The organism is Streptomyces sp. NPDC037389 (genome assembly GCF_040636475.1).
Taxonomy (GTDB): domain Bacteria; phylum Actinomycetota; class Actinomycetes; order Streptomycetales; family Streptomycetaceae; genus Streptomyces; species Streptomyces hesseae.
On record NZ_JBEZUS010000001.1, the window covers coordinates 617,303 to 641,598 of the forward strand.

Consider the following 24,296-nt stretch of genomic DNA (forward strand, 5'->3'; position numbering starts at 1 on the left):
AGAGGAGGCCCGCCGTGAAGGAGAACCCGGAGGACGCGTCCACCGCGTCCCGCCCCAGCCGGCTCTACACCGGTGGCGAGCGGCCCTTCGACCCCGAGGACCTCGTCATGGCCTCCGGCCACGACGTGACCCCCGAACGCGTCGAGGCGGCCAGGCGCCACATAGAGGAGAAGGGAGCCGCCGCCCTGGAGCGCTACCTCCCCTGACGGACAGGGCCTCCCCTGACGGACAGGGCCGGCGGACGGGACGACACGAGGAGCGGGCAGGCCCCGGTCACCGCGGCGCGCTAGCGCCTGGCGTTGGTGCGGCGCGTCGCGACGGCCGCGGCCGGGTCCTCGGGCCAGGGATGGCGTGGATACCGGCCGCGCAGCTCGGCCCGTACGGACCGGTAGCCGTCCCGCCAGAACGACGCCAGATCCGCGGTGACCGCCGCCGGGCGGCCCGCCGGGGACAGCAGATGGACGAGCACGGGCACCCGCCCTCCCGCGACCCGGGGCGTCTCGTGCAGCCCGAAGAGCTCCTGGAGCTTGACCGCCAGCACGGGCTGCTCAGCGCTGTAGTCCACCCGGATCCGTGAACCGCTCGGCACCTCGATGCGCTCCGGCGCCAGCTCGCCCAGCCGCACGGCGTCACCGCTCGCCCACGGCAGCAGCCGCTCCAGCGCCGCGCCCGCGTCCAGCCGCTCCAGATCCGCGCGCCTGCGGGCCCGGTCCAGCTCCACGCCCAGCCACTCGTCCGCCCGCGCCAGCAGCGCCTCGTCCGACACCTCCGGCCACGGCTCGCCCAGCTCACGGCGGAGGAACGCCAGCCGCTGCCGCAGCGCCGTCGCCTCCGCGCCCCACCGCAGCAGCCCCAGGCCCTCCCGCCGCAGCCCCTCCAGCAGCGCGGCCCGCACCAGCCCCGGATCCGGCGCGCCCAGCACGCTCGCGGTCAGCTCCACCGCGCCCAGCCGGGCCACGCGGCGCGCCACGACGTCGCGCCGCTCCTCCGACCAGCGCACCTCCTCGCCCTCGTCGTACAGCGCCCCCGCCGCCGCCCGCGCCGTCTCCTCGTCGATCACGGCCCCCAGCCGCACCCGCGCCGACGCGGCGGCGACGGGCCGGTCCGCCACGGCCACCGCGAGCCAGGGCGCGGTACGCAGCCGGGACCCGTCGCCCAGCTCGGCGCCGGTGCCCGACACCATCAGGTACGAGGCCCCGCCGCGCAGCCGCGCCACCCGTTCGGGGAACGCCAGGGCGGCGATCAGGCCGGCGACGGCGTCATCGGTGTCCGGCCCGGCGGGCTTCGCGGGTGCGGCGGGCTCCTCGGAGACGCTCCGCAGCGCGCTCTCCAGCCTGCGCGCCTCCATGCGCCAGCGGGAGCCGTAGGCGTCGTTCCCGCGCCGGGCGGCGCGCCACGCCGCCGCCAGATCGTCCCCGTACTCCCTCGGCGGTTCCTCGCTCAGCAGCGCCACGACCTCCGCCGCCCGGCGCGCGCCGACCTCGCGCGCGCCGTCCAGCAGAGCGCGCGCGAGCCGCGGGTGCACGCCCAGACGCGCCATGCGCCGGCCCCGGTCGGTGGGCCGCCCGTCGGCGTCCACCGCGCCCGTGGCCGCCAGCACCGACCGGGCGGCCGCCAGAGCACCGGCCGGCGGGGCGTCGAGCAGCGCGAGCCCGGTCGCGTCGGGATCGCCCCAGCAGGCGGCCTGAAGGGCGAACGCCGTCAGGTCCGCCACCGTGATCTCCGCCGCCGGGAACGCGGACAGCCGCGTCTCGTCGGCGTCCGTCCAGCAGCGGTACACCGCCCCCGGGGCCTCGCGCCCCGCGCGGCCCGCCCGCTGCCGCCCGGACGCCCGGGACGCCCGTACGGTCGTCAGCGCGCTCAGCCCCCGGGCGTGGTCCATGCGCGGCTCCCGGGCCAGCCCGGCGTCCACCACGACCCGCACGCCCGGCACGGTCAGGCTCGACTCGGCCACCGAGGTCGCCAGCACCACGCGCCGCGTACCGGTGCCACCGGCCAGCACCGCGTCCTGCACGGCGGCCGGGGCCCGCCCGTGCACCTGGAGCACCTCCGCCCCGCCGGGGCCCGCGCCCAGGAGCCCGGCCACCCGGCCGATCTCGCCTACACCGGGGAGGAAGCAGAGCACGTCGCCCTCCCGCTCGCGCAGCGCCCGCCGCACCACGGCGGCCACGTGCTCCAGCAGCGCGGGATCCACACGCATGCCGTGCGGCGGCCGTATCGCGCGCTCCGGCGGCGCCCACACCACCTCCACGGGGTGCGACACCCCCCGCGCCTCCACCACCGGCGCGCCGCCCAGCAGCCGGGCCCAGCCCTCGGCGTCCGTCGTCGCCGACGCGGCCACCAGACGCAGCTCCGGGCGCAGCGCTGCCCGGACGTCCAGGAGGAAGGCGGCCGCGGTGTCGGCGTCCAGATGCCGCTCGTGGCACTCGTCGAGCACCACGACGTCGACCCCGGCCAGCTCCGGGTCGCGCTGGAGACGCTGGAGCAGCACACCGGTGGTGACGACCTCCACCACGGTCGAGGGCCCGGCCCTGCGCTCGCCGCGCACGGTGAAGCCGACCCGGCCGCCGGCCTCCTCGCCCAGCAGCCACGCCATGCGCCGCGCGGCGGCGCGCGCGGCGATGCGGCGGGGCTCGGCGACCAGGACACGGCGAACCGGCCCGGAGCCGGTCAGGCCCGCCAGCACGAGCGGTACGAGCGTCGTCTTGCCGGTGCCGGGCGGCGCGCACAGCACGGCCGTCCCATGCCCGTCCAGCGCCTCCTCGAGCGCGGGGAGCGCGGACCGCACGGGCAACTGGGCGAGGACGTCGTCACGGATCACGTGCCAAGTCTCACCTACGACCGGACACGCCCCGTAAGACGAGCCCCGTAAGGGGCGCGGGGCGGCGTCGGTGTGCGGCTACCGCCGCGTGGGCGCGACCAGCCCCCGACGGCCCGCGGTCGACAAACCGCCGTCCCGGGAAGCAGCCCGCGGGGTGGTCAGTCCCGCTCACAGACGAAGATCGCCGTCCCCGGAATCAGATGCCCCCGCAGAGGGGACCAGCCACCCCACTCCTGCTGGTTCCACGCGGGCCACTCCGGCTCGACCAGGTCGACCAGGCGGAAGCCCGCGGCCACCACGTCGCGCACCCGGTCGCCGAGCGTCCGGTGGTGCTCCACGTAGATCGCCCGGCCTGCTTCGTCCTGCTCCACGTACGGCGTGCGGTCGAAGTACGACGCGGCCACGGACAGCCCCTCGGGCCCGGGCTCGTCCGGGAACGCCCAGCGGATGGGGTGGGTCACGGAGAACACCCAGCGGCCGCCGGGCCGCAGCACCCGCCGCACCTCGCGCATCAGCCGCACCGGGTCGGCGACGAACGGAACCGCCCCGTACGCCGAGCAGGCCAGGTCGAAGGAGCCGTCCGCGAAGGGCAGGGCGCAGGCGTCGGCCTCCACGAGCGGGAAGTCCGTGCCGATCCGCAGGGCGTGCTGGAGCTGCCGGTGGGACAGGTCGAGGGCCACGGGGCGGGCGCCCCGCGCGGCCAGCCAGCGCGAGCACTGGGCCGCGCCGGCGCCGATCTCCAGGACGTCCAGGCCCCTGAGCGACTCCGCGGGACCCAGCAGGGCGGCCTCCGCCTCGTCGAGGCCCTCCGGCCCCCAGACGAAGCGGTCGTCACCGAGGAAGCCGCCGTGCTCGTTCTGGTACTCGTCCGCGTTGCGGTCCCACCAGCCACGACTGGCCCGGCTGCTCTCGGTCTCGCCGGTCTCACGGCGGGTTGCCTCGGGCTCGTATTCTTGGGTCATCTGATCATCCCGGCGGTCGCGCTTGATCCTTGCAGGTTCTCGCCCGAGCATGACGCCATGGAGCCTTTCGGGCGGCCCCGGGGTGTGGCGCACCGGGGTGCTTCGGGGCCCCGTGGCCTCGCACAACCCGAGTTGTGCCGGAATTGTCGCGATTCGTCCCGGGTGTGCGCCTTCGCGCATTGACCGTGCCCCGCTGCCCCCGTATGCTACAAGTTGCGCTGCGGGCCTGCGCGCCTCAGACGGAGCAGGCCGCGCTCGCATCTGTCGTTTGTCCCTCGGTTGTCGAGGCGCTCCCGGTTCCGCCGGGTCAAAAGCTCTTTACGGAGAGTGCGCCTCCAAGGCCGTCCGGCTTCGGCGATGCGATACGGGCTCTCGGCGTAGCAGTACCTACGACTTCAATGTCCGTACCGGAGCCCTTTCCCACATGACGAGCAGCACCGAGACCACCGCCACCACCCCGCAGGTTGCGGTCAACGACATCGGTAACGAGGAAGCCTTCCTCGCCGCGATCGACGAGACGATCAAGTACTTCAACGACGGCGACATCGTCGACGGCGTCATCGTGAAGGTCGACCGGGACGAGGTCCTGCTCGACATCGGTTACAAGACCGAGGGTGTCATTCCCTCGCGCGAGCTCTCGATCAAGCACGACGTCGACCCGAACGAGGTCGTCAAGGTCGGCGACGAGATCGAGGCCCTGGTTCTCCAGAAGGAGGACAAGGAAGGCCGCCTGATCCTCTCGAAGAAGCGCGCCCAGTACGAGCGCGCCTGGGGCACCATCGAGAAGATCAAGGAAGAGGACGGGATCGTCACCGGTACCGTCATCGAGGTCGTCAAGGGTGGTCTCATCCTCGACATCGGCCTCCGTGGCTTCCTGCCGGCCTCCCTGGTCGAGATGCGTCGTGTCCGCGACCTCCAGCCCTACGTGGGCAAGGAGCTCGAGGCCAAGATCATCGAGCTGGACAAGAACCGCAACAACGTGGTCCTGTCCCGCCGCGCCTGGCTGGAGCAGACCCAGAGCGAGGTCCGCCAGACCTTCCTCACCACCCTCCAGAAGGGTCAGGTGCGCTCCGGCGTCGTCTCCTCCATCGTCAACTTCGGTGCCTTCGTGGACCTGGGCGGCGTCGACGGTCTCGTCCACGTCTCCGAGCTGTCCTGGAAGCACATCGACCACCCGTCCGAGGTCGTCGAGGTCGGCCAGGAGGTCACGGTCGAGGTCCTGGACGTCGACATGGACCGCGAGCGCGTCTCCCTGTCGCTCAAGGCCACCCAGGAAGACCCGTGGCAGCAGTTCGCCCGGACCCACCAGATCGGTCAGGTCGTCCCGGGTAAGGTCACCAAGCTCGTTCCGTTCGGTGCGTTCGTGCGCGTCGACGAGGGCATCGAGGGCCTGGTCCACATCTCCGAGCTGGCCGAGCGCCACGTGGAGATCCCGGAGCAGGTCGTCCAGGTCAACGACGAGATCTTCGTCAAGGTCATCGACATCGACCTCGAGCGCCGTCGCATCAGCCTCTCGCTGAAGCAGGCCAACGAGTCCTTCGGTGCCGACCCGTCCGTGGTCGAGTTCGACCCGACCCTGTACGGCATGGCCGCGTCCTACGACGACCAGGGCAACTACATCTACCCCGAGGGCTTCGACCCCGAGGCCAACGACTGGCTGCCGGGTTACGAGAAGCAGCGCGAGGAGTGGGAGCGCCAGTACGCCGAGGCGCAGCAGCGCTTCGAGCAGCACCAGGCGCAGGTCATCAAGTCCCGCGAGGCGGACGCCGAGGCTGCCGCCGCCGGTGACCAGGACGTCGCGTCGCAGGCCGCTCCGGCCGGTGGCTCGTACTCGTCCGAGTCGGCCGACACCTCCGGCGCCCTGGCGTCGGACGAGGCTCTCGCCGCCCTGCGCGAGAAGCTCGCCGGCGGCCAGAGCTGAGGCTCTGACCGACAGCACAGCTGAATAGCTGACCGTAAGGCCCGCTCTCCTTGGAGAGCGGGCCTTACGCGCGTTCGCCTCTCCGTTGTGCCGGGGCGGGAATGGTCACGGCCCCCAAGAGCGTTCTCTCCCAAGGAACATGAGGAGGAACGGTCACCGTGATGGATCCGCAGGGTTTGTACGAATGGGAGCCCAAGGGGCTCGCCGTGGCCGACCTGGCTCTGGCCCAGGACACGGCCGGACTGGTCATGCTCTACCACTTCGAGGGCTACATCGACGCGGGTGAGACGGGCGAGCTGATCGTCAAGCGGCTGCTGGGCGACCTGCCGCACCAGGTCGTGGCCCGCTTCGACCACGACCGGCTCATCGACTACCGCGCACGGCGCCCGCTGCTGACGTTCCAGCGCGACCGCTGGACCGAGTACGAGACGCCGAAGCTGGAGCTGTACTTGGTGCAGGACGCCACGGGCGCCCCGTTCCTCCTGCTCACCGGACCGGAGCCGGACGTGGAGTGGGAGCGCTTCGCCGCCGCCGTACGCCTGCTCGTGGAGCGGCTCCGTGTACGACTGGCCGTCAACTTCCATGGCATCCCCATGGGCGTCCCCCACACCCGCCCTGTCGGCATCACCCCCCACGGCAACCGCACGGACCTGATGCCCGGTCACCGCAGCTACTTCGACGAGGCCCAGGTGCCCGGCAGCGCCGAGTCGTTCGTCGAGTACCGCCTCGCCGAGGCCGGCCACGACGTCCTGGGCGTCGCCGCCCACGTCCCCCACTACGTGGCCCGCTCGCCCTACCCCGACGCGGCGCTGACGGCCCTGGAGGCGGTCACCGCCGCCACCGGACTCGTCCTGCCCGACGCCGCGCACGCCCTGCGCACCGCGGCGCACCGCACCCAGGAGGAGATCGAGCGCCAGCTCGGCGAGGGCGACGAGGAGCTGATCGCGCTCGTCCGGGGCCTTGAGCACCAGTACGACGCGGTGGCCGGGGCCGAGACCCGGGGCAACCTCGTCGCCGAGCCCGTCGAACTGCCCTCCGCCGATGAACTGGGCGCCGAATTCGAGCGTTTCCTCGCCGACCGGGAGGGCGACGGAGGCCGCTGACACCCGGCCCGATAGCGTGGGGCCCATGCTGAAGGTGGGCCTCACGGGCGGGATCGGCGCGGGCAAGAGCGAGGTGTCGCGGCTCCTCGCGTCGTACGGAGCGGTCGTCGTCGACTCGGACCGCATCGCGAGGGAAGTCGTGGAGCCGGGCACGCCCGGACTGGCGGCGGTCGTCGCCGAGTTCGGCCCCGGCGTCCTCACCGGCGAGGGCACCCTCGACCGGCCCGCGCTGGGCGCCGTCGTCTTCGCCGACAAGGACCGGCTCGCCGCCCTCAACGCCATCGTGCACCCCCTGGTCCGTGCCCGCTCGGCCGAGCTGGAGGCCGCCGCCGGCCCGGACGCCGTCGTCGTCCACGACGTCCCCCTCCTCGCCGAGAACGGGCTCGCCCCCCTCTACGACCTGGTGGTGGTCATCGACGCCGGCACCGGGACCCGGCTGGAGCGGCTCGTCCGGCTGCGGGGCATGACCACCGACGAGGCCCGCGCCCGGATGGCGGCCCAGGCCACACGGGAGCAGCGCCTGGCCGTGGCGGACCTCGTCATCGACAACGACGGCCCGCTGGAGGCGCTGGAGCCCCAGGTCAGGGCCGTCTGGGAGCAACTGCGCGAGCGGGCTGCGAAGCGGTCCGGCTGAGCCGTTCATCAGATCGGGTGAGGCCGGGTGCGCACCGCCGATGGGCGGTGGCGCTCGGTCGGCCCTCGGCAAGCCCTTCGTACGGGCCCTCCGCGTTCCGACGCCGATGACGCGAGCGGTCGTCGGGCCGCCGCACCGCGTCATCACCTCCCCTCCGCGTCGCTAGCGTGTCGCCCCGAACGGCGTCACAACGCGGCTGCTCCGAAGGGGAACGACGACCATGGCCATGCCGGAACTACTCGGCGCGAGCCCCTTCGCGCCCACACCCCGGCCGAGGATCAAGACCCGCCTCGGCGGGGTCTGCCTCGTGGTGGCCGGCCTGCTGCTCATGGAGTTCACCGCCACGTCCGCGGTGAAGGCCTTCGGCTACGCGGACCATCAGGGGACCATGACCATCGGCCACTGCGCCATCACGCACCGGAGCAGCGGCCGTGAAGGCACCAGCTGCGACGGGGTGTTCCGCCCCTCGGACGGCGGCACGGTGCTGACGGACGCCGAGATCGACGGCGCGTACGTCCCCGGTGAACGGGTGAAGGTGTACCGGGAATGGGGCTCGTATTCCCTCATCAGCCTGCGGGCCTTCTGGGAATGGCTGATCTTTCTCTTCATGGCACTTCCGGTCATGGCCCACGGCGTCATGCTCGTCGTCGCCGGATTCCACCCCAGGACCATCGGGCAGTTCAAGGCGGTCCGGGAAATGCTGCGCAGGGCCAGGGTGGTGGAACACGTCCGATGGCTGCGCAGGGTGGGAGGCATGGGCATGCTGGCGTGCTTCCTACTGGCGTGCGTGTCGCCGTGACGCTTGTTCGGGCCGGGTTTCACATCGACGGGGAAAGGGCTGCCGTGTCAGGGCGACTTCAGGTGGAGACGGGGCGGCTGGAGGAGTTCTCCCGGCAAGTGGGCAGGGCTGCGGAGGACGCCTCGGAAATGGCCTCCTACACCAAGGGATTCACCTCGCTCGACTTCATGGAACACGGACTGCTGGGGTTATGCGCGGGGCAGCACACCGAGGTGCGGGACAACGTGCTGCGCACGCTCGACCGCTTGTCCGCCGTGCTCCGGGAGTCGGCACGGGAACTGGGCGCCGCGGCCTCGTACTACCGCCGCACCGACCTCGGGGTCGCCGCCGAGACGGACGCGGCCTACGGCCGGGCGGGGCGCTGACCCGGACATGGACTTCGTCGACGTGGCCGAACCGACCCGGCACCTCACCCCGCCCCGAAAGCCCGCTGGGTTCGTCCATCCGCTGAAACCCGTCAACGACGTCGGGGACTTCCTCAGCCCGGGCGGCTGGTTCGTGAAACTGGCCGAGCTCGTGCTGTCGCGCGACCCGATGGACTACGCGAAGCACGCCCTCGCCGGGGACTGGGAGGCGTACGCGCGGTGCGCCGACGTCTGGCGGAACCTGGGGCATTCCTGCGACGCCCTCGCCCGGAACCTCGGGTCCGGCGCCGGGGCCGTCAGCGCGACCTGGCAGGGGAACGCGGCCGACGCCGCGCACGGCTACTTCGAGGCCTTGCGCAAGAACCTGGAGGACGCGCGGGACTCCCTGTACGCGATCGACGACGAATACCGGGAGATCGCCCGATCGGTGGCGTACACGGGCGAGGCCGTCGCCGCGTGCCTCGGCGCGATGCTCGACGCGCTCATCACCCTTTCCATCGCCATCGCGGCCTCCGCCGCCTCCGGATGGACGGGATGGGGCGCCGCGATGGGATATGCGCTCGGCGCCGCCGAGGCGGAGACCGTCCTCAAGGAATGGACCGCGATGACCAATCTCCTCAACGCGGCGCAAGTGACCATGAACGTCGGCTGCGCGGCGATCGGGCGAACGGGCGGCGAGATCGCGGCCTCCCTCGGCGCCTTTCCGTTGCCGCGTACGAGTTACGACCACCCGGCCGTCTGACGCCGGAAGAAAAGGAGCGGCGGGATGCCGGAACACCACGTCGGATTCGAGGAATTCGTGACCCCGGGCCGCGACCGGGCCCGGGCCCGCGTCGTCCACGAGGCGCTTCGGCACCTCGCCGACGGCAGCGGCGGTGAGGTCCTGCGGGAGATGGCCCAGGAGGTCCTCTCCGGCCGGATGCGCCTCCACGAGGCGGTACGAGTGGGCGCGTACTCCGACGCGCTCACCGAGAGTGTGGAGACCGCCCAGGCGGCCTGGGAGCGCCTCTCGCCGGAGCAGCGGGAGGAGCGGACGGCCGAGGCCCGCCGCTTCCTGGCGGCCCGTGCCGAGCCGCCGGCCGCACAGGGCTAGGAATTCCTTCCGGGGTGGTCTGAAGGCTTGACGGGCTCATACGGTGGGACGTCCCGGCCCGGCTGGTAGTGCGGCCCCTGCCGGATGTGTCGGATGATCAAGACCAGGTCGACCACGGTCACGAGCATCACCACCCCGCACGCGATCGCCCACCCCGGCCGCCCCGCCAGCGCGAAGAGCGCCGTCCCGGCGGCCGTCCACACCAGCCCGAAGGACGCCAGCCCGCACCGCAGCCGCAGCGGGCTGCGCGCCGTCATGGGTTCGTTGCCCGTACGCATGGCGCACCATCTCCCGCTTCCAGCATCCCTCGGGAGCGGGGTCCGGAACAGCGGGGCTCAGAACAGCGGCTCCGGAAGAACCCCTTCCAGCGACAGCAGGACCCGCTTGGCCTCCAGGCCGGGGCCGAAGCCGCCCAGGCCGCCGTCGCTCCCGATGACGCGGTGGCAGGGGACCACGATGGGCAGCGGGTTGCTTCCCATGGCCGTGCCGACCGCGCGGGCCGCGCCGGGGTCGCCCAGGCGGGTGGCGAGGTCCTGGTAGGCGACGACGGTGCCGTAGGGGACGTGGGCGAGGAGCTCGCGCAGGGTGCGGCGGTTGAAGCCGGAGGTGAGGGACCAGTCCAGGGGCACGGAGAAGACGCGGAGGCGGCCCGCGAAGTAGGCCCGGAGCTGGTCCGTGGCCTCGGCGAGGACGTCGTGGCAGGCGGAGGGCGCCGCCATAGGGGCGGCGCCCAGGTGCCGTTCCAGGTGGGACAGGGTCCGTTCGGTCGTGCCGGCGTCGGCGTGGAAGACGACGCTCAGAAGGCCGTCCGGGGTCGCGGCGAGGCCCAGGGGACCTACGGGCGAATCGGTCGTCGACCACGCCCAGGCCCGGGGGCCGGGCGGCAGGGGGCGCTCGGAGTCCGTCACGCCCTCCAGCGTAGAGCGTGGCCGGGCGCCCCCGGCCGGGGCCCCGGGCCTCAGACGGCGTCGTCGAGGGGTGCGTCCTCGTCGGCGGGGTCGCCGGCCGGGTCCGGTCCGGGCCGGTCGTCGTCGTTCAGGAGGGACGGGTCGTCCGCGTCGTCGTCCAGGGCGGCGGCGATGACGTGGGGGGCGTTGGTGATGATGCCGTCCACGCCCATCCGGGCGAGGCCCACCGCCTTGTCCTCGTCGTCGACGGTCCACGCGCAGACCTCGAGCCGCCGCCCGTGCGGGCCGTCGAGGGCGTGGGCGGCGGCGACCCAGTCGGCGGTGATCCGCGTGTGGTCCGGGTTGATCTGGTCGGCGAACTCGGCGTACGAGCGGAGGTCGGCGGCCTTCGGGGCGCCCAGGAAGCCCTTCTTGATGTCGGGGCGGAGCTTGTGCAGCGTCTTCAGGGACGGCGCGCTGAAGCTCTGGACGACCAGCCCCCCGTCGATGTGCTGCCGGTCCAGCCAGCCGGAGCGGCGCAGCTCGGCCACTGTCTGCCGCTCGATCCCCGGGTAGAGCTCCGGGGCCTTCACCTCCAGCAGCAGCTTCTGGTGGTTGTGGTCGACCCGGCGCAGATAGCGGTCGAGCGTGGGGACCCGTTCGCCGGTGAAACGGCTGTCGTACCAGCTGCCGGCGTCCAGCTTCTCGATCTCGTCGAGCGTGAAGTCCGCGACCTTCCAGGGGGCGCGTCCGGGGTAGCGCCGCTTGGCGTCCGTGGTGCGCTCCAGGGTGGTGTCGTGGATGACGATCAGGGCGCCGTCCTTGGTGCGCTGGACGTCGTTCTCCACCCAGACGGTGCCCAGCCGGGCCGCTCTGTCGATCGAGGCCAGGGTGTTCTCCGGCGCCTCGACGGGCACCCCGCGGTGACCGATGACGACGGGTGCGGCCGGGCCCTCGGCGGCGTGCGCGGGCGCCGCCGCGACTTCCGGGGCGGGCACGGAGGCGAGCGTCGAGAGGGACAGACCGGCGAGCACACCGGTCACGGCGGGGGCGATGCGGATGCGCATGGGAGCTCCTCGCGTCCGGGGCCGGGACGACCGTCGCGCCGCCGGCCCTCGCGTACGGAACGTCGTACCTGGTGCACGGAAAGTGGTACAGCAAACGTGTACGTGATCGCGACCGCCGGGGCAGCCGGAGCGGGAGACCCTTTGCCGATATTTCGCCCGGCGTTCGCCTCGTGACCGGCGGGAGAACGGGGCGGAGGGCGGGAGACGAGGCCGTTGTCAGTGGTGGGCCGTACGGTGGTCTCATGCGGCCCGTATCCAAGATCGAACGCAAGGTGGCGCCCTTCGAGGTCGTCAGCCCCTTCCAGCCCAGCGGCGACCAGCCGGCGGCCATCGTGGAGCTGGAGCGGCGCATTCGCGCGGGTGAGAAGGACGTCGTCCTCCTCGGCGCGACCGGCACCGGCAAGTCGGCCACCACCGCGTGGATGATCGAGAAGCTGCAGCGGCCCACCCTCGTCATGGCGCCCAACAAGACCCTCGCGGCCCAGCTCGCCAACGAGTTCCGCGAGCTGTTGCCCAACAACGCCGTCGAATACTTCGTGTCGTACTACGACTACTACCAGCCCGAGGCCTACGTCCCGCAGTCGGACACCTACATCGAGAAGGACTCCTCGATCAACGAGGAGGTGGAGCGGCTGCGCCACTCCGCCACGAACTCGCTGCTCACCCGGCGTGACGTAATCGTCGTGGCATCGGTCTCCTGCATCTACGGCCTGGGCACGCCGCAGGAGTACGTGGACCGCATGGTGCCGCTGAAGGTCGGCGAGGAGATCGACCGCGACACGCTGCTGCGCCGCTTCGTCGAGATCCAGTACACGCGCAACGACCTGGCCTTCACCCGGGGCACCTTCCGGGTGCGCGGCGACACCATCGAGATCTTCCCGGTCTACGAGGAACTGGCCGTCCGCATCGAGATGTTCGGCGACGAGATCGAGGCGCTCTCCACGCTCCACCCGCTCACCGGCGAGGTCATCTCCGACGACCAGGAGCTCTACGTCTTCCCCGCCAGCCACTACATCGCCGGCGCAGAGCGGATGGAGAAGGCCGTCGCGGGCATCGAGCGCGAGCTGGAGGAGCGCCTCGCCCAGTTGGAGAAGCAGGGCAAGCTCCTGGAGGCCCAGCGGCTGCGCATGCGCACCACCTACGACATCGAGATGATGCGCCAGGTCGGCTCCTGCTCGGGCATCGAGAACTACTCGCTGCACATGGACGACCGCGAGCCCGGCTCCCCGCCCAACACCCTCATGGACTACTTCCCCGAGGACTTCCTCCTCGTCATCGACGAGTCGCACGTCACCGTCCCGCAGATCGGCGCGATGTACGAGGGCGACGCCTCCCGCAAGCGCACGCTCGTCGAGCACGGTTTCCGCCTGCCGTCCGCGATGGACAACCGCCCGCTGAAGTGGGAGGAGTTCACCGAGCGCATCGGCCAGACCGTCTACCTCTCCGCGACGCCCGGCCCCTACGAGCTCTCGCGCGGCGACGGCTTCGTCGAGCAGATCATCCGTCCCACCGGTCTCGTCGACCCCGAGGTCGTCGTCAAGCCGACCGAGGGCCAGATCGACGACCTGGTCCACGAGATCCGCACCCGCACCGAGCGCGACGAGCGCGTCCTCGTGACCACCCTCACCAAGAAGATGGCCGAGGACCTCACCGACTACTTCCTGGAGCTCGGCATCCAGGTGCGCTACCTCCACAGCGACGTCGACACGCTGCGCCGGGTCGAGCTGCTGCGCGAGCTGCGCGCCGGCGAGTTCGACGTCCTGGTCGGCATCAACCTGCTGCGCGAGGGCCTCGACCTGCCCGAGGTGTCGCTGGTGGCCATCCTCGACGCCGACAAGGAGGGCTTCCTGCGCTCCGGGACGTCCCTGATCCAGACCATCGGCCGCGCGGCGCGCAATGTCTCCGGACAGGTCCATATGTACGCCGACAAGGTCACCCCGTCGATGGAGAAGGCCATCGACGAGACCAACCGCCGCCGCGAGAAGCAGATCGCCTACAACAAGGAGCGGGGCATCGACCCCCAGCCGCTCCGCAAGAAGATCGGCGACATCGTGGCCTCCCTCGCCCGCGAGGAGCTCGACACCGAGGAGCTGCTGGGCACGGGCTACCGCAAGCCCGGCAAGGACCAGGCGAAGGCCCCCGTCCCGACGGTCCCGGCCGGCAAGGGGAAGGCCGCCAAGGGCAAGGGCAAGGCGAAGGCCGCGGAAGCGGTGCTCACGGACCGCCCCGCCGCGGAACTGGCCCAGCTCATCGAGGACATGACCGACCGTATGCGCGCCGCCGCGGCGGAGCTCCAGTTCGAGGTCGCGGCACGACTGCGTGACGAGGTGGGCGAGCTGAAGAAGGAGCTGCGGCAGATGCGTGAGGCGGGGCTCGCCTGACGGCGGCGCGACAGCATATCCCAGCCTGTCCGACCTGGTACGGAGCATGTTGCAAGACCGCCACAAACCCTTCCCGGGCGCGTACGCGACCGTCGCGTGTGCATAGGGTCGTAGGTGAAGACGGCCGCACGGAACACGTGCGGCCACGGGGGCACAGCCAACGAGAGAGGGACTGCGCGTGACGGTCAACTTGTCCAAGGGCCAGGGCATCAGCCTTCAGAAGGCCGACGGGGGCACCCTGACCGCGGTGCGGATGGGGCTGGGCTGGCAGGCGGCCCCCCGCCGCGGGCTGTTCGGGACGCGGACGAAGGAGATCGACCTCGACGCCTCGGCGGTGCTCTTCGCCGACAAGCAGCCGGTCGACGTGGCCTTCTTCCAGCAGCTCGTCAGCAAGGACGGCTCGGTGCGCCACACCGGCGACAACCTGGTCGGCGGCGCGGGCCAGGGCGGTGACGACGAGTCGATCCTCGTCGACCTCCAGCGCGTCCCGGTGCACGTCAATCAGATCGTGTTCACGGTGAACTCGTTCACCGGCCAGACCTTCGCCGAGGTCCGCAACGCCTTCTGCCGCCTGGTCGACGAGACCACCGGCCAGGAGCTGGCCCGCTACACCCTGGACGGCGGCGGCCCTTACACCGCGCAGATCATGGCCAAGGTGCACCGCGTGGGCAACGGCTGGCAGATGACGGCCATCGGCACCCCGGCCAACGGCCGGACGTTCCAGGACCTGCTGGCGGAGATCCAGGCGGTCCTGTAACCGTCCTTCGCGGACGAGGGCTGCACGACACGACGAGCACGACATAGGGGGAAACGGCGATGACGGCCGAGCTGGTGCGGGGGCAGAACCACCCACTGCCCGGTACTCGACTGGAGATCCGGGTTTCGGCGGGCCACCCGGTGGTGGCGGGCGCGACGCTCGGTGACGCGGACGGCAGGGTGACCGACGACCGGTGGGTCGCGCACCCCGCCTCGCCGAGACTTCCCGGGCTGGAGGTGTCCGGGCAGGCCGCCGCGGAGCACCGGCTGGCGGTCGATCTGGACGCCGTCCCGGAGACCGCCCACCGGCTCACCGTGGTGCTCGCGCTCCCGTCCGTGGCGTCGGTCCCGGCGCGCTTCGGCGCCATCGCGGCCCCCTTCCTCGCCGTGACGGACACGGACGGCACCGAGATCGCCAGCTATACGGTCACCGGGCTGGACGCCGAGTCGGCGGTCGTCGCGCTTGAGCTCTACCGCCGGCAGGGCGCCTGGAAGGTGCGCGCGGTCGGCCAGGGGTACGCGGGAGGTCTGGCCGCGATGCTCCACGACCAGGGCCTGCCTGGCGCGGCCGAGCTGGCCGCCGGCATCGACGAGGCGGTCGCCCGGGGCATGGCCCGCGCGGTCGCGGCCCCGCCCGTCCGAGTCGTTGAGCCTGCCCACGTCGATCCCGCTGACGTCGAGCCGGCCCGCGTCGAGCCCGCCCAGGTCGAGCCTGCCCATGGCGAACCCGCGCCCGGCGAGGGCGCGCACGCGGCGGCCGACGTGCCGGAGCGGGACGACGCGGCCGGGACCGGTGCCGCGCCCGGCCGGGCCGAGGGCGGGTCCACCGCCGTACCTACTCTGGCCGCGCCCGAGTCCGCCGCCACGCAGGACCGGGCCGCGGTACGAGCCCAGGCGGCCTCGGCCTCCGCCGGACCCATCAGCTACCGGCACCCGCGCCGCCAGAGCGGCCCGCAGGCCCCGGCGGCGGGCCCGGAGCCGTCCTCGGCGCCGAGCTCGGCGCCGCGCGAGCCGGCACCGGCCCCGGCGTCCCCGGCCACGGACCGGGCCCCTGACTGGGCCCCGGCCGACGGGCCCGGAACGCCAGGGCCCGTCGCGGGCGACGCCACCGGCTGGTCCATGGACGAGCGGCTCTACAACCAGGTCTGGGGCATGTTCGAGGACCTGACCCGAACGGTCGCCGCCTACCGCAGCGCGGTCGACTTCGCGGAGTCCCGCCTGGAGCGGGAGCTGGACCGGGTCCTCTCCGACCCCGCCACCCGCGTCGGCGCGGCGGCGGACACGGCCCGCGAGGAGGCCCGCGCCCGCCACGCCGAGCTGGTCGACCAGGCGCGGTCCGTGCTCGACCGGGACCTCGCCCAGCTCGTCGCGGAGGCCGAGGTCGTCGAGCACGCTCTGCCGCCCGCCTACGCCCGCTGGGACAGCCCCGTCTGGCAGGGCTACCAGGTGCCGCTGTCGGCCCCGATGGCGCTGCGGCTGGGCGATCTGCACCTGCCGGAACGCCCCGGCCTGCGCATCCCCATGCTGGTGCGGCTGCCGCTGGAGCGCGGCCTATGGATCGACGCCGGCCGGGCCGGTGGCCGGGACGCGGGCCTGCCGGACTCGATGGAGCTGCGCAGGCTGGCCATGGACTGCGCGGTCGCGCACGCCGTGCGGCTGCTGGCCGTCCACCCCGTGGGGGACTACACACTCCACGTCGTCGACCCGGCCGGAGCCGCGGGCCCGGCCCTGGCGCCGCTGCTGGAGAGCGGGGCGCTGAAGGAGCCGCCGCCCACCGGGGCGCGCGGGGTGTCGGACGCGCTGGCGCGTCTGACACGCCGGGTCGACCTGGTGCAGATGGCGGTGCGCAACGGCGCCCTGGACTCGCTGCCCCCGGACCTCGACACGGGCGAGCAGCTGCTGATCGTCAACGACTTCCCGCACGGTTTCGACGACCGCGCCGTCACCCAGCTGCGCTATCTGGCGGACGAGGGGCCGTCCGTGGGCGTCCATCTGCTGATGGTGGCCGACCGGGACGACGCTCGGGCCTACGGGCCCGTCCTGGACCCGCTGTGGCGCTCGCTGCTGAGGATCACGCCGGTGCCGGACGATCACCTCGCCGACCCGTGGGTCGGGCACGCCTGGACGTACGAGCCGTCGCGGGTGCCCGCGGGGAGCGATGTCGTCGGACAGGTGCTGCGGCAGGTCGGTCAGGCGCGGCGCGCGTATGGCATCTAGCCTGCCCTGACCTGCGGTTTTGGGTCTTCCTTTACTATTCCTTGGTCCTTCCTGTACTGTTCTGAGGACTTGCCGTACGCCCGTACGACGTGCCGGAGGAACAGTGGACGTCTCCTTGACCCTGTGGGTGCTGACCATCCTCGGTCTGTGCGCCCTCGTCGCCGCCGACTTCTTCATCGGAGGCCGCAAGCCTCATGAGGTCTCCCTCAAGGAGGCCGGGGTCTGGACGGCGGTCTGGGTGGCCCTGGCCGGGCTCTTCGGGCTGGGGCTCCTCGCCTTCGGGGGCGGTCAGCCCGCCGGTGAGTTCTTCGCGGGCTTCATCACCGAGAAGTCGCTGAGCGTCGACAATCTCTTCGTCTTCGTCCTGATCATGGCGAAGTTCTCGGTGCCGTCGATCTACCAGCAGCGCGTGCTCATGGTCGGCGTGCTCATCGCCCTGGTGCTGCGGGCCGTCTTCATCGGCGCCGGCGCCGCGATCATTGCCAACTTCTCCTGGATCTTCTATCTCTTCGGCGCCTTCCTGATCTGGACGGCCTGGAAGCTGATCCAGGAGGCGCGGTCCGACGAGGAGGAGGAAGAGTTCGAGGAGAACCGCTTCCTGAAGCTGGTCGAGCGTCGCTTCCCCTCCACCGACCGCTACCACGGCACCAAGCTGTTCATCGTGGAGAACGGCAAGCGGCTGATGACCCCGATGCTGATCGTCATGCTGGCGATCGGTACGACGGATGTGCTCTTCGCTCTCGACTCCATACCGGCGATCTTCGGCCTCACCCAGGACCCGTACATCGTCTTCACCGCCAACGCCTTCGCGCTCATGGGTCTACGACAGCTGTACTTCCTGATAGGCGGGCTGCTGAGGAAGCTGGTCCACCTCTCCTACGGCCTGTCGGTCATCCTCGGCTTCATCGGCGTCAAGCTGGTCCTGCACGCTCTCCACGAGAGCGGCGTCGCGGTCCCCGAGATCAGCATCCCGGTCTCGCTCGGCGTCATCTGCGCGGTGCTGATCGTCACCACGATCACCAGCCTGCGAGCCTCGGCCGGGCAGGCGCGGGCCGAGGCGCCGGCGGCCCGCTCCCCGGAGGGGGAGCGGGAGCAGGACGGTCGGAGCGCCCGCGTCTGACGGACTCAGGCGGGGGCGGGATCGGTGGCCGGGCGTGAGGCGATCGTGGCGGGGTGGGTCTCGGGCAGCAGCAGGAAGCAGCCCAGGCTCAGCAGGGCGATGCCGGTGAGATAGGCGGCGACGCCCCAGGGCGGCCCGCCCGACCCGGCCGTGGCCGTGGCCACCAGCGGGGTGACGGCTCCGCCGAGCACTCCGGCGAGGTTGTAGCCGACGGAGGCGCCGGTGCAGCGCACCCTGGCCTCGTAGAGCTCGGGTACATACGCGCCGACCACCCCGAAGGCGGTGATGAAGGCCAGCATCGCGACGACGAAGCCCAGCAGCATCAGCAGGGGGCGCCCGGTGCGCAGCAGGCCCATGAGGGGGAACATCCACAGGGCCACGGCGGTGCAGCCGGTCAGGCACAGGGTGCGGCGGCCGAAGCGGTCGCCGAGGAGAGCGACGACGGGGGTGGCCGCGCCGGAGACGGCGACCGACACCATGACGCAGCCGAGCATGAGCGTGCGGTCGACGCCGAGGTGTTCGGTGCCGTAGGCCAGGGACCAGGTGGTGACCGTGTAGAAGACGGAATAGCCGATGGAGAGTCCGCCGGCGGTGAGCAGGACGAGCCGCCAGTGGCCGCGGACGACCTCGGTAAAGGGGAGGGTCGCGCGGTTCTCGTTCTCGGTGAGCGCCTGGAAGTCCGGGGTCTCGGCCAGCTGGGTGCGCAGCAGCAGGCCGGCCGCGGCCAGGACGCCCGCCGCCCAGAACGGCACGCGCCAGCCCCAGGACAGGAACAGGTCGTCGGGGAGGGTCGCCGAAAGGGTCAGGGTAATGCCGTTGGCCAGCAGGAATCCCACGGACGGACCGGTCTGGGGGAAGCTCGACCACAGCGCCCGGCGATGAGCGGGGGCGTGTTCGGTGGTGAGCAGTACGGCGCCGCCCCATTCGCCGCCGACTCCCAGGCCCTGGAGGAAGCGCAGTACGAGCAGCAGCAGCGGGGCGGCGACGCCGATCCGCTGATAGGTGGGGACGAAGCCGACGGCGACGGTGGCGATGCCCGTCAGCAGTAGCGAGAAGACGAGTACGGGGCGGCGGCCCAGCCGGTCGCCGATGTGCCCGAAGAGCACCGAACCCAGCGGGCGGGCGATGAAGCCGATGCCGAAGGTGCCGAACGCGGCGAGGGTGCCGACGAGGGGGGAGACGGTGGGGAAGAACAGCGGGCCCAGAACGAGGGCGGCCGCGGTGCCATAGGCGAAGAAGTCGTAGAACTCGATGGCGGTTCCGACCATGGACGCCGCCGCGAGGCGGAGCATGGCCGGAGGTCGGTCGCGATTCATGTACTGCCCAACTTCCCCCTGGGGCGGGGGAAACGGGGCGTACGGGGGCGTTGCCGGGGGCGCGCCGGAAGAGCGCCGTCCGCCCGGTGTGCGGACGGCGCGCTACCGACGGTGGCGGGCCGACCCGCCGGGCCTCACCAGCCGCGCTCGCGCCACTCCGCGAGGTGCGGGCGCTCGGCGCCGAGGGTGGTGTCATTGCCGTGGCCCGGGTAGACCCAGGTCTCGTCCGCGAGTTCGCCGAAGATCTTGGTCTCGACGTCGTGGATGAGGCTGGCGAAGGCCTTGGGGTCGTCGTGGGTGTTGCCCACGCCGCCGGGGAAGAGGCAGTCGCCGGTGAACACGTGGGCGTGGCCGTGCGGGTCGTCGTAGACCAGCGCGATGCTGCCCGGGGTGTGGCCGACCAGGTGGCGGGCCGTCAGCTCCACCCGGCCGACGCGGATGACGTCGCCGTCGTCGACGAGCACGTCCGTCGGCACCGGGATGCCCTCGGCGTCCTCGCGGCCGGCGTAGGTGCGGGCGCCGGTGGCGTCCACGACCTCGCGCAGCGCGCCCCAGTGGTCGCCGTGCTGATGGGTGGTCACCACCGAGGCGATGCCGCCGTCGCCGATCAGGGTGAGCAGGGTGTGCGGCTCGGCCGCGGCGTCGATCAGCAACTGCTCGTCCGTCGCGCGGCAACGCAGCAGATAAGCGTTGTTGTTCATCGGGCCGACCGCGACCTTGGAGATCATCAGATCGGCCAACTCGTGTACGTCAGCAGGTCCGCCGACCTCTACCGCTCCGCTGTACATCATGGTCGACAGCCTATAGGGGAGGCAGAACGGGCCGCGGAGCGCCACCTGTTTCGAGTTCCGCGCCGTCCCTGCGACCCGCCAGCCAGCCCAGCAGCGCCGGGGCCGTGCCGGTCACGGTGAGCGGCTCGCCCTCCGCGCGGCCGGAGGTCCAGGTGCCGCCGTCGGCCGAGACCAGCCGGAGGGCCGGGATGTCGGGGTGGCCGGAGAAGCGCTTCGCCAGGAAGTCGATCTCGCGGGCGGTGAAGCCGGCGGGCAGGTCCTCCAGGTCGTAGCCGATGCCGAGGTCGACGTGGTGGAGCTCGACCTCGATCAGCCGGCGGAAGGGGACGTTGGCCGCGGTGTCGGTCACGCCGTTGCGGAGGGTGACGGTGCGGTTCCAGTCGGCGGGGGCGGTGGTCGCGTCCAGGAAGTGGGCGGCCGCGGTGCGCAGGTCGTCGAGCTGGGTGGCCAGCGGGCGGGGCGCGCCGCTCTCGATGTCGGCGTCGCGGACCTCGGTGCTCGCGTACATGGGACGGCCCTCCAGCACGTTCACCAGGGCGTCCGCGTTGCGCGCGAGGTGGGTCAGGACGTGGCCCCGGGTCCAGCCGGGCAGCCGTGACGCCCGGGCCGCGGCCGCGTTGTCCAGGGTGCCGGCGGCGGTGAGCAGCCGGTCGGTCGCCTCACGTACAGCGTTCAAGTCGTGCACATGATCAGTCATGGCGCCGACGATAGCCTCGCCACTCCTTCGGGTGAAGGAGGTCGATCCGGCCCGTAAATCGAATGTGCGTGCTATAGGCTCGTGGGTGGCATCGCTGACGACTTTCGTTCGGCCCCTTGGTTGTCAGACCTCCCCCGTACTCTGGATCGGGGGCGAGGCCCAGCCCCCTTCAGCTCTCCAGAGCCGACTCTCAAGAAAGGTGCCGACTGGCGTGGCAGACCGTCTCATCGTCCGTGGCGCTCGTGAGCACAACCTCAAGAACGTCTCGCTCGACCTCCCGCGCGACTCCCTGATCGTCTTCACCGGACTCTCGGGGTCGGGCAAGTCCTCCCTCGCGTTCGACACGATCTTCGCCGAGGGCCAGCGCCGCTACGTGGAGTCGCTCTCCTCCTACGCCCGGCAGTTCCTCGGGCAGATGGACAAGCCCGATGTGGACTTCATCGAGGGCCTGTCCCCGGCGGTCTCCATCGATCAGAAGTCGACCTCGCGCAACCCGCGCTCGACGGTCGGCACCATCACCGAGGTCTACGACTACCTCCGGCTGCTGTTCGCCCGGATCGGCAGGCCCCACTGCCCCGAGTGCGCGCGCCCCATCTCCCGCCAGTCGCCCCAGGCGATCGTGGACCGGGTGCTGGAGCTGCCCGAGGGCAGCCGCTTCCAGGTGCTCTCGCCGCTGGTGCGCGAGCGCAAGGGCGAGTTCGTCGATCTCTTCTCCGACCTCCAGACCAAGGGCTACAGCAGGGCCCGGGTCGACGGTCAGACGATCCAGCTGACCGAACCGCCGAAGCTGAAGAAGCAGGAGAAGCACACCATCGAGGTGGTCGTCGACCGCCTCACCGTCAAGGACAGCGCCAAGCGCCGGCTGACCGACTCCGTCGAGACCGCGCTGGGCCTCTCCGGCGGCATGGTCGTCCTCGACTTCGTCGACCTCGCCGAGGACGACCCCGAGCGTGAGCGGATGTTCTCCGAGCACCTCTACTGCCCGTACGACGATCTGTCCTTCGAGGAGCTGGAGCCGCGCTCCTTCTCCTTCAACTCGCCCTTCGGCGCCTGCCCCGACTGCACCGGCATCGGTACGCGCATGGAGGTCGACCCCGAGCTGATCGTCCCCGACGAGGACAAGTCCCTCGACGAGGGCGCCATCAACCCCTGGTCGCACGGCCACACCAAGGAGTACTTCGGCCGTCTGGTCGGCGCGCTCGCCGACGCGCTCGGCTTCCGCACCGACATCCCCTGGGCCGGGCTGCCCCAGCGGGCCAGGAAGGCCCTGCTCCACGGCCACAAGACCCAGATCGAGGTGCGCTACCGCAACCGCTACGGCCGTGAGCGCGCCTACACCACCGCCTTCGAGGGCGCGGTGCCGTTCGTCAAGCGGCGCCACTCGGAGGCGGAGAGCGACACCAGCCGTGAGCGCTTCGAGGGCTATATGCGCGAGGTGCCCTGCCCCACCTGTGAGGGCACGCGGCTCAAGCCCATCGTCCTCGCGGTCACGGTGCAGGGCCGGTCCATCGCGGAGGTCTCCGCGATGTCGATCAGCGAGTGCGCGGACTTCCTGCGCGACATGAAGCTCACCGGCCGTGAGAAGAAGATCGCCGAGCGGGTGCTCAAGGAGGTCAACGAGCGCCTGAAGTTCCTCGTCGACGTCGGCCTGGACTACCTCTCGCTCAACCGCGCCGCCGGAACGCTCTCCGGCGGCGAGGCCCAGCGCATCCGGCTGGCCACCCAGATCGGCTCCGGCCTCGTCGGTGTGCTCTATGTCCTGGACGAGCCCTCCATCGGCCTCCACCAGCGCGACAACCACCGTCTGATCGAGACCCTCGTCCGCCTGCGCGACATGGGCAACACCCTGATCGTCGTCGAGCACGACGAGGACACCATCAAGGTCGCCGACTGGGTCGTCGACATCGGTCCCGGCGCCGGCGAGCACGGCGGCAAGGTCGTGCACAGCGGACCCCTCAAGGAACTGCTGGCGACCGAGACGTCCATGACCGGTCAGTACCTGTCCGGCAAGAGGTCCATCGCCATCCCGGACCTCCGCCGCCCCGTGGACCCCACACGCAGGCTCACCGTGCGCGGTGCCCGGGAGAACAACCTGCGCGACATCGACGTGTCGTTCCCCCTGGGCGTGCTCACGGCCGTCACCGGTGTCTCCGGTTCCGGCAAGTCGACGCTGGTCAACGACATCCTCTACACCCACCTGGCACGCGAGCTGAACGCCGCCCGGGCCGTCCCCGGCCGGCACACGCGCGTGGAGGGCGACGACCTCGTCGACAAGGTCGTCCACGTCGACCAGTCGCCCATCGGCCGTACGCCGCGCTCGAACCCCGCCACGTACACCGGCGTCTTCGACCACGTCCGCAAGCTCTTCGCGGAGACGATGGAGGCCAAGGTCCGCGGATACCTGCCCGGGCGCTTCTCCTTCAACGTCAAGGGCGGTCGCTGCGAGAACTGCGCGGGCGACGGCACCATCAAGATCGAGATGAACTTCCTGCCGGACGTGTACGTGCCGTGCGAGGTCTGCCACGGCGCGCGCTACAACCGGGAGACCCTGGAGGTCCACTACAAGGGCAAGTCCATCGCCGAGGTGCTGGACATGCCGATCGAGGAGGCCCTCGAGTTCTTCGAGGCCGTGCCGACGATCGCGCGCCACCTGCGCACGCTCCACGAGGTGGGCCTCGGCTACGTCCGCCTGGGGCAGTCGGCGCCGACCCTCTCCGGCGGCGAGGCCCAGCGCGTCAAGCTCGCCAGCGAGCTCCAGAAGCGGTCGACCGGGCGGACGGTGTACGTCCTGGACGAGCCGACGACCGGTCTGCACTTCGAGGACATCAGCAAGCTGATCAGCGTGCTGTCCGGGCTGGTCGACAAGGGCAACACGGTCATCGTCATCGAGCACAACCTCGACGTGATCAAGACCGCCGACTGGGTCGTCGACATGGGCCCCGAGGGCGGCTCCGGCGGTGGCCTCGTCGTCGCGGAGGGCACGCCCGAGGAGGTGGCGGCGGTACCGACCAGCCACACGGGCAAGTTCCTGCGCGACATGCTGGGCGATCGCGTCAGCGACGCGGCGGTGCCGGTGGCGCGCAAGGCGGCGAAGCGGGCGCCGGCGAAGAAGGCCGCCTCCGCGGCGAAGAAGACGGTGGCGGCGAAGGCCGGGACGGCGAAGAAGACGGTCTCGGCGAAGACCGGCGCCGCCACGAAGAAGACCGCCGCCGCGAAGAAGACGGCGCGGGGCGCCGCGGCCCGCAAGGGCTGAGGCGGTTCGGCACCGCCGGGCTCCCCGGCGGTGCCTCGGCCGCCGCTGCGGCGGGAGGGAGCCCCGGTCCCTCCCCCAGCTACCGCTGGGAGGTGCCCCCATTTCACCGTTTC

The 24,296-nt window shown here is 71.8% G+C and carries 21 protein-coding genes; 13 read left to right on the forward strand and 8 right to left on the reverse strand.

Annotated features, from left to right (window positions below; genetic code table 11):
- Window positions 1-14 precede the first annotated feature (14 nt).
- Complete coding sequence (locus AB0E98_RS02885; protein ID WP_361697841.1) at window positions 15-206, forward strand: hypothetical protein; 192 nt, start codon at window positions 15-17, stop codon at window positions 204-206.
- An 80-nt stretch (window positions 207-286) separates the two neighbouring features.
- Here the strand turns inward: AB0E98_RS02885 and hrpB are convergent, their stop codons facing one another.
- Together hrpB and AB0E98_RS02895 are read right to left on the reverse strand one after the other, a co-directional pair.
- On the reverse strand, window positions 287-2,821 hold the full coding sequence (gene hrpB, locus AB0E98_RS02890) for an ATP-dependent helicase HrpB (protein WP_361697843.1): 2,535 nt from the start codon (window positions 2,819-2,821) through the stop codon (window positions 287-289).
- Between the two features lie 158 nt (window positions 2,822-2,979).
- Entirely contained in the window at window positions 2,980-3,783 is an 804-nt protein-coding gene (locus tag AB0E98_RS02895; protein ID WP_361697845.1) for a class I SAM-dependent methyltransferase, read from the reverse strand.
- 424 nt (window positions 3,784-4,207) lie between these two features.
- On the opposite strand from AB0E98_RS02895, the gene rpsA reads away from it, so the two are divergent.
- From rpsA to AB0E98_RS02930, 7 genes are all read left to right on the forward strand, one after another.
- On the forward strand, window positions 4,208-5,704 hold the full coding sequence (gene rpsA / locus AB0E98_RS02900) for a 30S ribosomal protein S1 (protein ID WP_311613272.1): 1,497 nt from the start codon (window positions 4,208-4,210) through the stop codon (window positions 5,702-5,704).
- A 158-nt stretch (window positions 5,705-5,862) separates the two neighbouring features.
- A complete protein-coding gene (locus AB0E98_RS02905) occupies window positions 5,863-6,807 on the forward strand; it encodes a PAC2 family protein (RefSeq protein WP_311613273.1) in 945 nt (314 codons plus the stop codon).
- Window positions 6,808-6,832: 25 nt separating this feature from the next.
- On the forward strand, window positions 6,833-7,441 hold the full coding sequence (coaE, locus tag AB0E98_RS02910) for a dephospho-CoA kinase (RefSeq protein ID WP_361697848.1): 609 nt from the start codon (window positions 6,833-6,835) through the stop codon (window positions 7,439-7,441).
- 220 nt (window positions 7,442-7,661) lie between these two features.
- Entirely contained in the window at window positions 7,662-8,240 is a 579-nt protein-coding gene (locus AB0E98_RS02915; RefSeq protein WP_361697850.1) for a hypothetical protein, read from the forward strand.
- 44 nt (window positions 8,241-8,284) lie between these two features.
- On the forward strand, window positions 8,285-8,605 hold the full coding sequence (locus tag AB0E98_RS02920; protein ID WP_361697852.1) for a type VII secretion target: 321 nt from the start codon (window positions 8,285-8,287) through the stop codon (window positions 8,603-8,605).
- A 7-nt stretch (window positions 8,606-8,612) separates the two neighbouring features.
- Window positions 8,613-9,347 (forward strand): hypothetical protein, encoded by a 735-nt coding sequence (locus tag AB0E98_RS02925; RefSeq protein WP_361697854.1) that lies wholly within the window; start codon window positions 8,613-8,615, stop codon window positions 9,345-9,347.
- A 24-nt stretch (window positions 9,348-9,371) separates the two neighbouring features.
- Window positions 9,372-9,698 carry a hypothetical protein gene (locus AB0E98_RS02930; RefSeq protein ID WP_361697856.1) on the forward strand — a complete coding sequence of 109 codons (327 nt, stop codon included), beginning with the start codon at window positions 9,372-9,374 and terminating at the stop codon, window positions 9,696-9,698.
- Here the strand turns inward: AB0E98_RS02930 and AB0E98_RS02935 are convergent.
- From AB0E98_RS02935 to AB0E98_RS02945, 3 genes are all read right to left on the reverse strand, one after another.
- The gene (locus AB0E98_RS02935; RefSeq protein ID WP_361697858.1) at window positions 9,695-9,976 is read right to left on the reverse strand and encodes a DUF6343 family protein; all 282 of its coding nucleotides are present in this window, start codon (window positions 9,974-9,976) and stop codon (window positions 9,695-9,697) included. The two genes, AB0E98_RS02930 and AB0E98_RS02935, sit on opposite strands and share 4 nt — an antisense overlap.
- A 57-nt stretch (window positions 9,977-10,033) precedes the next feature.
- Window positions 10,034-10,585 carry a methylated-DNA--[protein]-cysteine S-methyltransferase gene (locus AB0E98_RS02940; RefSeq protein WP_361698157.1) on the reverse strand — a complete coding sequence of 184 codons (552 nt, stop codon included), beginning with the start codon at window positions 10,583-10,585 and terminating at the stop codon, window positions 10,034-10,036.
- Window positions 10,586-10,656: 71 nt separating this feature from the next.
- A complete protein-coding gene (locus AB0E98_RS02945) occupies window positions 10,657-11,652 on the reverse strand; it encodes a glycerophosphodiester phosphodiesterase family protein (protein WP_361697860.1) in 996 nt (331 codons plus the stop codon).
- A gap of 242 nt (window positions 11,653-11,894) precedes the next feature.
- Between AB0E98_RS02945 and uvrB the strand changes: the two genes are divergently transcribed.
- From uvrB to AB0E98_RS02965, 4 genes are all read left to right on the forward strand, one after another.
- Entirely contained in the window at window positions 11,895-14,033 is a 2,139-nt protein-coding gene (uvrB, locus tag AB0E98_RS02950; protein WP_361697862.1) for an excinuclease ABC subunit UvrB, read from the forward strand.
- 178 nt (window positions 14,034-14,211) lie between these two features.
- A complete protein-coding gene (locus AB0E98_RS02955) occupies window positions 14,212-14,790 on the forward strand; it encodes a TerD family protein (protein WP_126913639.1) in 579 nt (192 codons plus the stop codon).
- Window positions 14,791-14,849: 59 nt separating this feature from the next.
- Complete coding sequence (locus AB0E98_RS02960) at window positions 14,850-17,006, forward strand: TerD family protein (protein WP_361697864.1); 2,157 nt, start codon at window positions 14,850-14,852, stop codon at window positions 17,004-17,006.
- 103 nt (window positions 17,007-17,109) lie between these two features.
- Complete coding sequence (locus AB0E98_RS02965) at window positions 17,110-18,126, forward strand: TerC family protein (RefSeq protein WP_361697866.1); 1,017 nt, start codon at window positions 17,110-17,112, stop codon at window positions 18,124-18,126.
- A 5-nt stretch (window positions 18,127-18,131) separates the two neighbouring features.
- Here the strand turns inward: AB0E98_RS02965 and AB0E98_RS02970 are convergent, their stop codons facing one another.
- The 3 genes from AB0E98_RS02970 to AB0E98_RS02980 form a co-directional block, all read right to left on the reverse strand.
- Window positions 18,132-19,418 (reverse strand): MFS transporter, encoded by a 1,287-nt coding sequence (locus AB0E98_RS02970; RefSeq protein WP_361698159.1) that lies wholly within the window; start codon window positions 19,416-19,418, stop codon window positions 18,132-18,134.
- A 158-nt stretch (window positions 19,419-19,576) separates the two neighbouring features.
- Window positions 19,577-20,233: an MBL fold metallo-hydrolase gene (locus AB0E98_RS02975; RefSeq protein ID WP_311613285.1), complete on the reverse strand. Its 657-nt coding sequence runs from the start codon at window positions 20,231-20,233 to the stop codon at window positions 19,577-19,579.
- A gap of 10 nt (window positions 20,234-20,243) precedes the next feature.
- Window positions 20,244-20,930: a maleylpyruvate isomerase family mycothiol-dependent enzyme gene (locus AB0E98_RS02980; RefSeq protein WP_361697869.1), complete on the reverse strand. Its 687-nt coding sequence runs from the start codon at window positions 20,928-20,930 to the stop codon at window positions 20,244-20,246.
- Window positions 20,931-21,141: 211 nt separating this feature from the next.
- Here AB0E98_RS02980 and uvrA point away from each other — a divergent pair, with 211 nt between their 5' ends.
- Window positions 21,142-24,183, forward strand: coding sequence for an excinuclease ABC subunit UvrA (gene uvrA, locus AB0E98_RS02985; RefSeq protein WP_361697871.1), 3,042 nt, complete (start codon window positions 21,142-21,144; stop codon window positions 24,181-24,183).
- The last annotated feature ends 113 nt before the right edge of the window (window positions 24,184-24,296 follow it).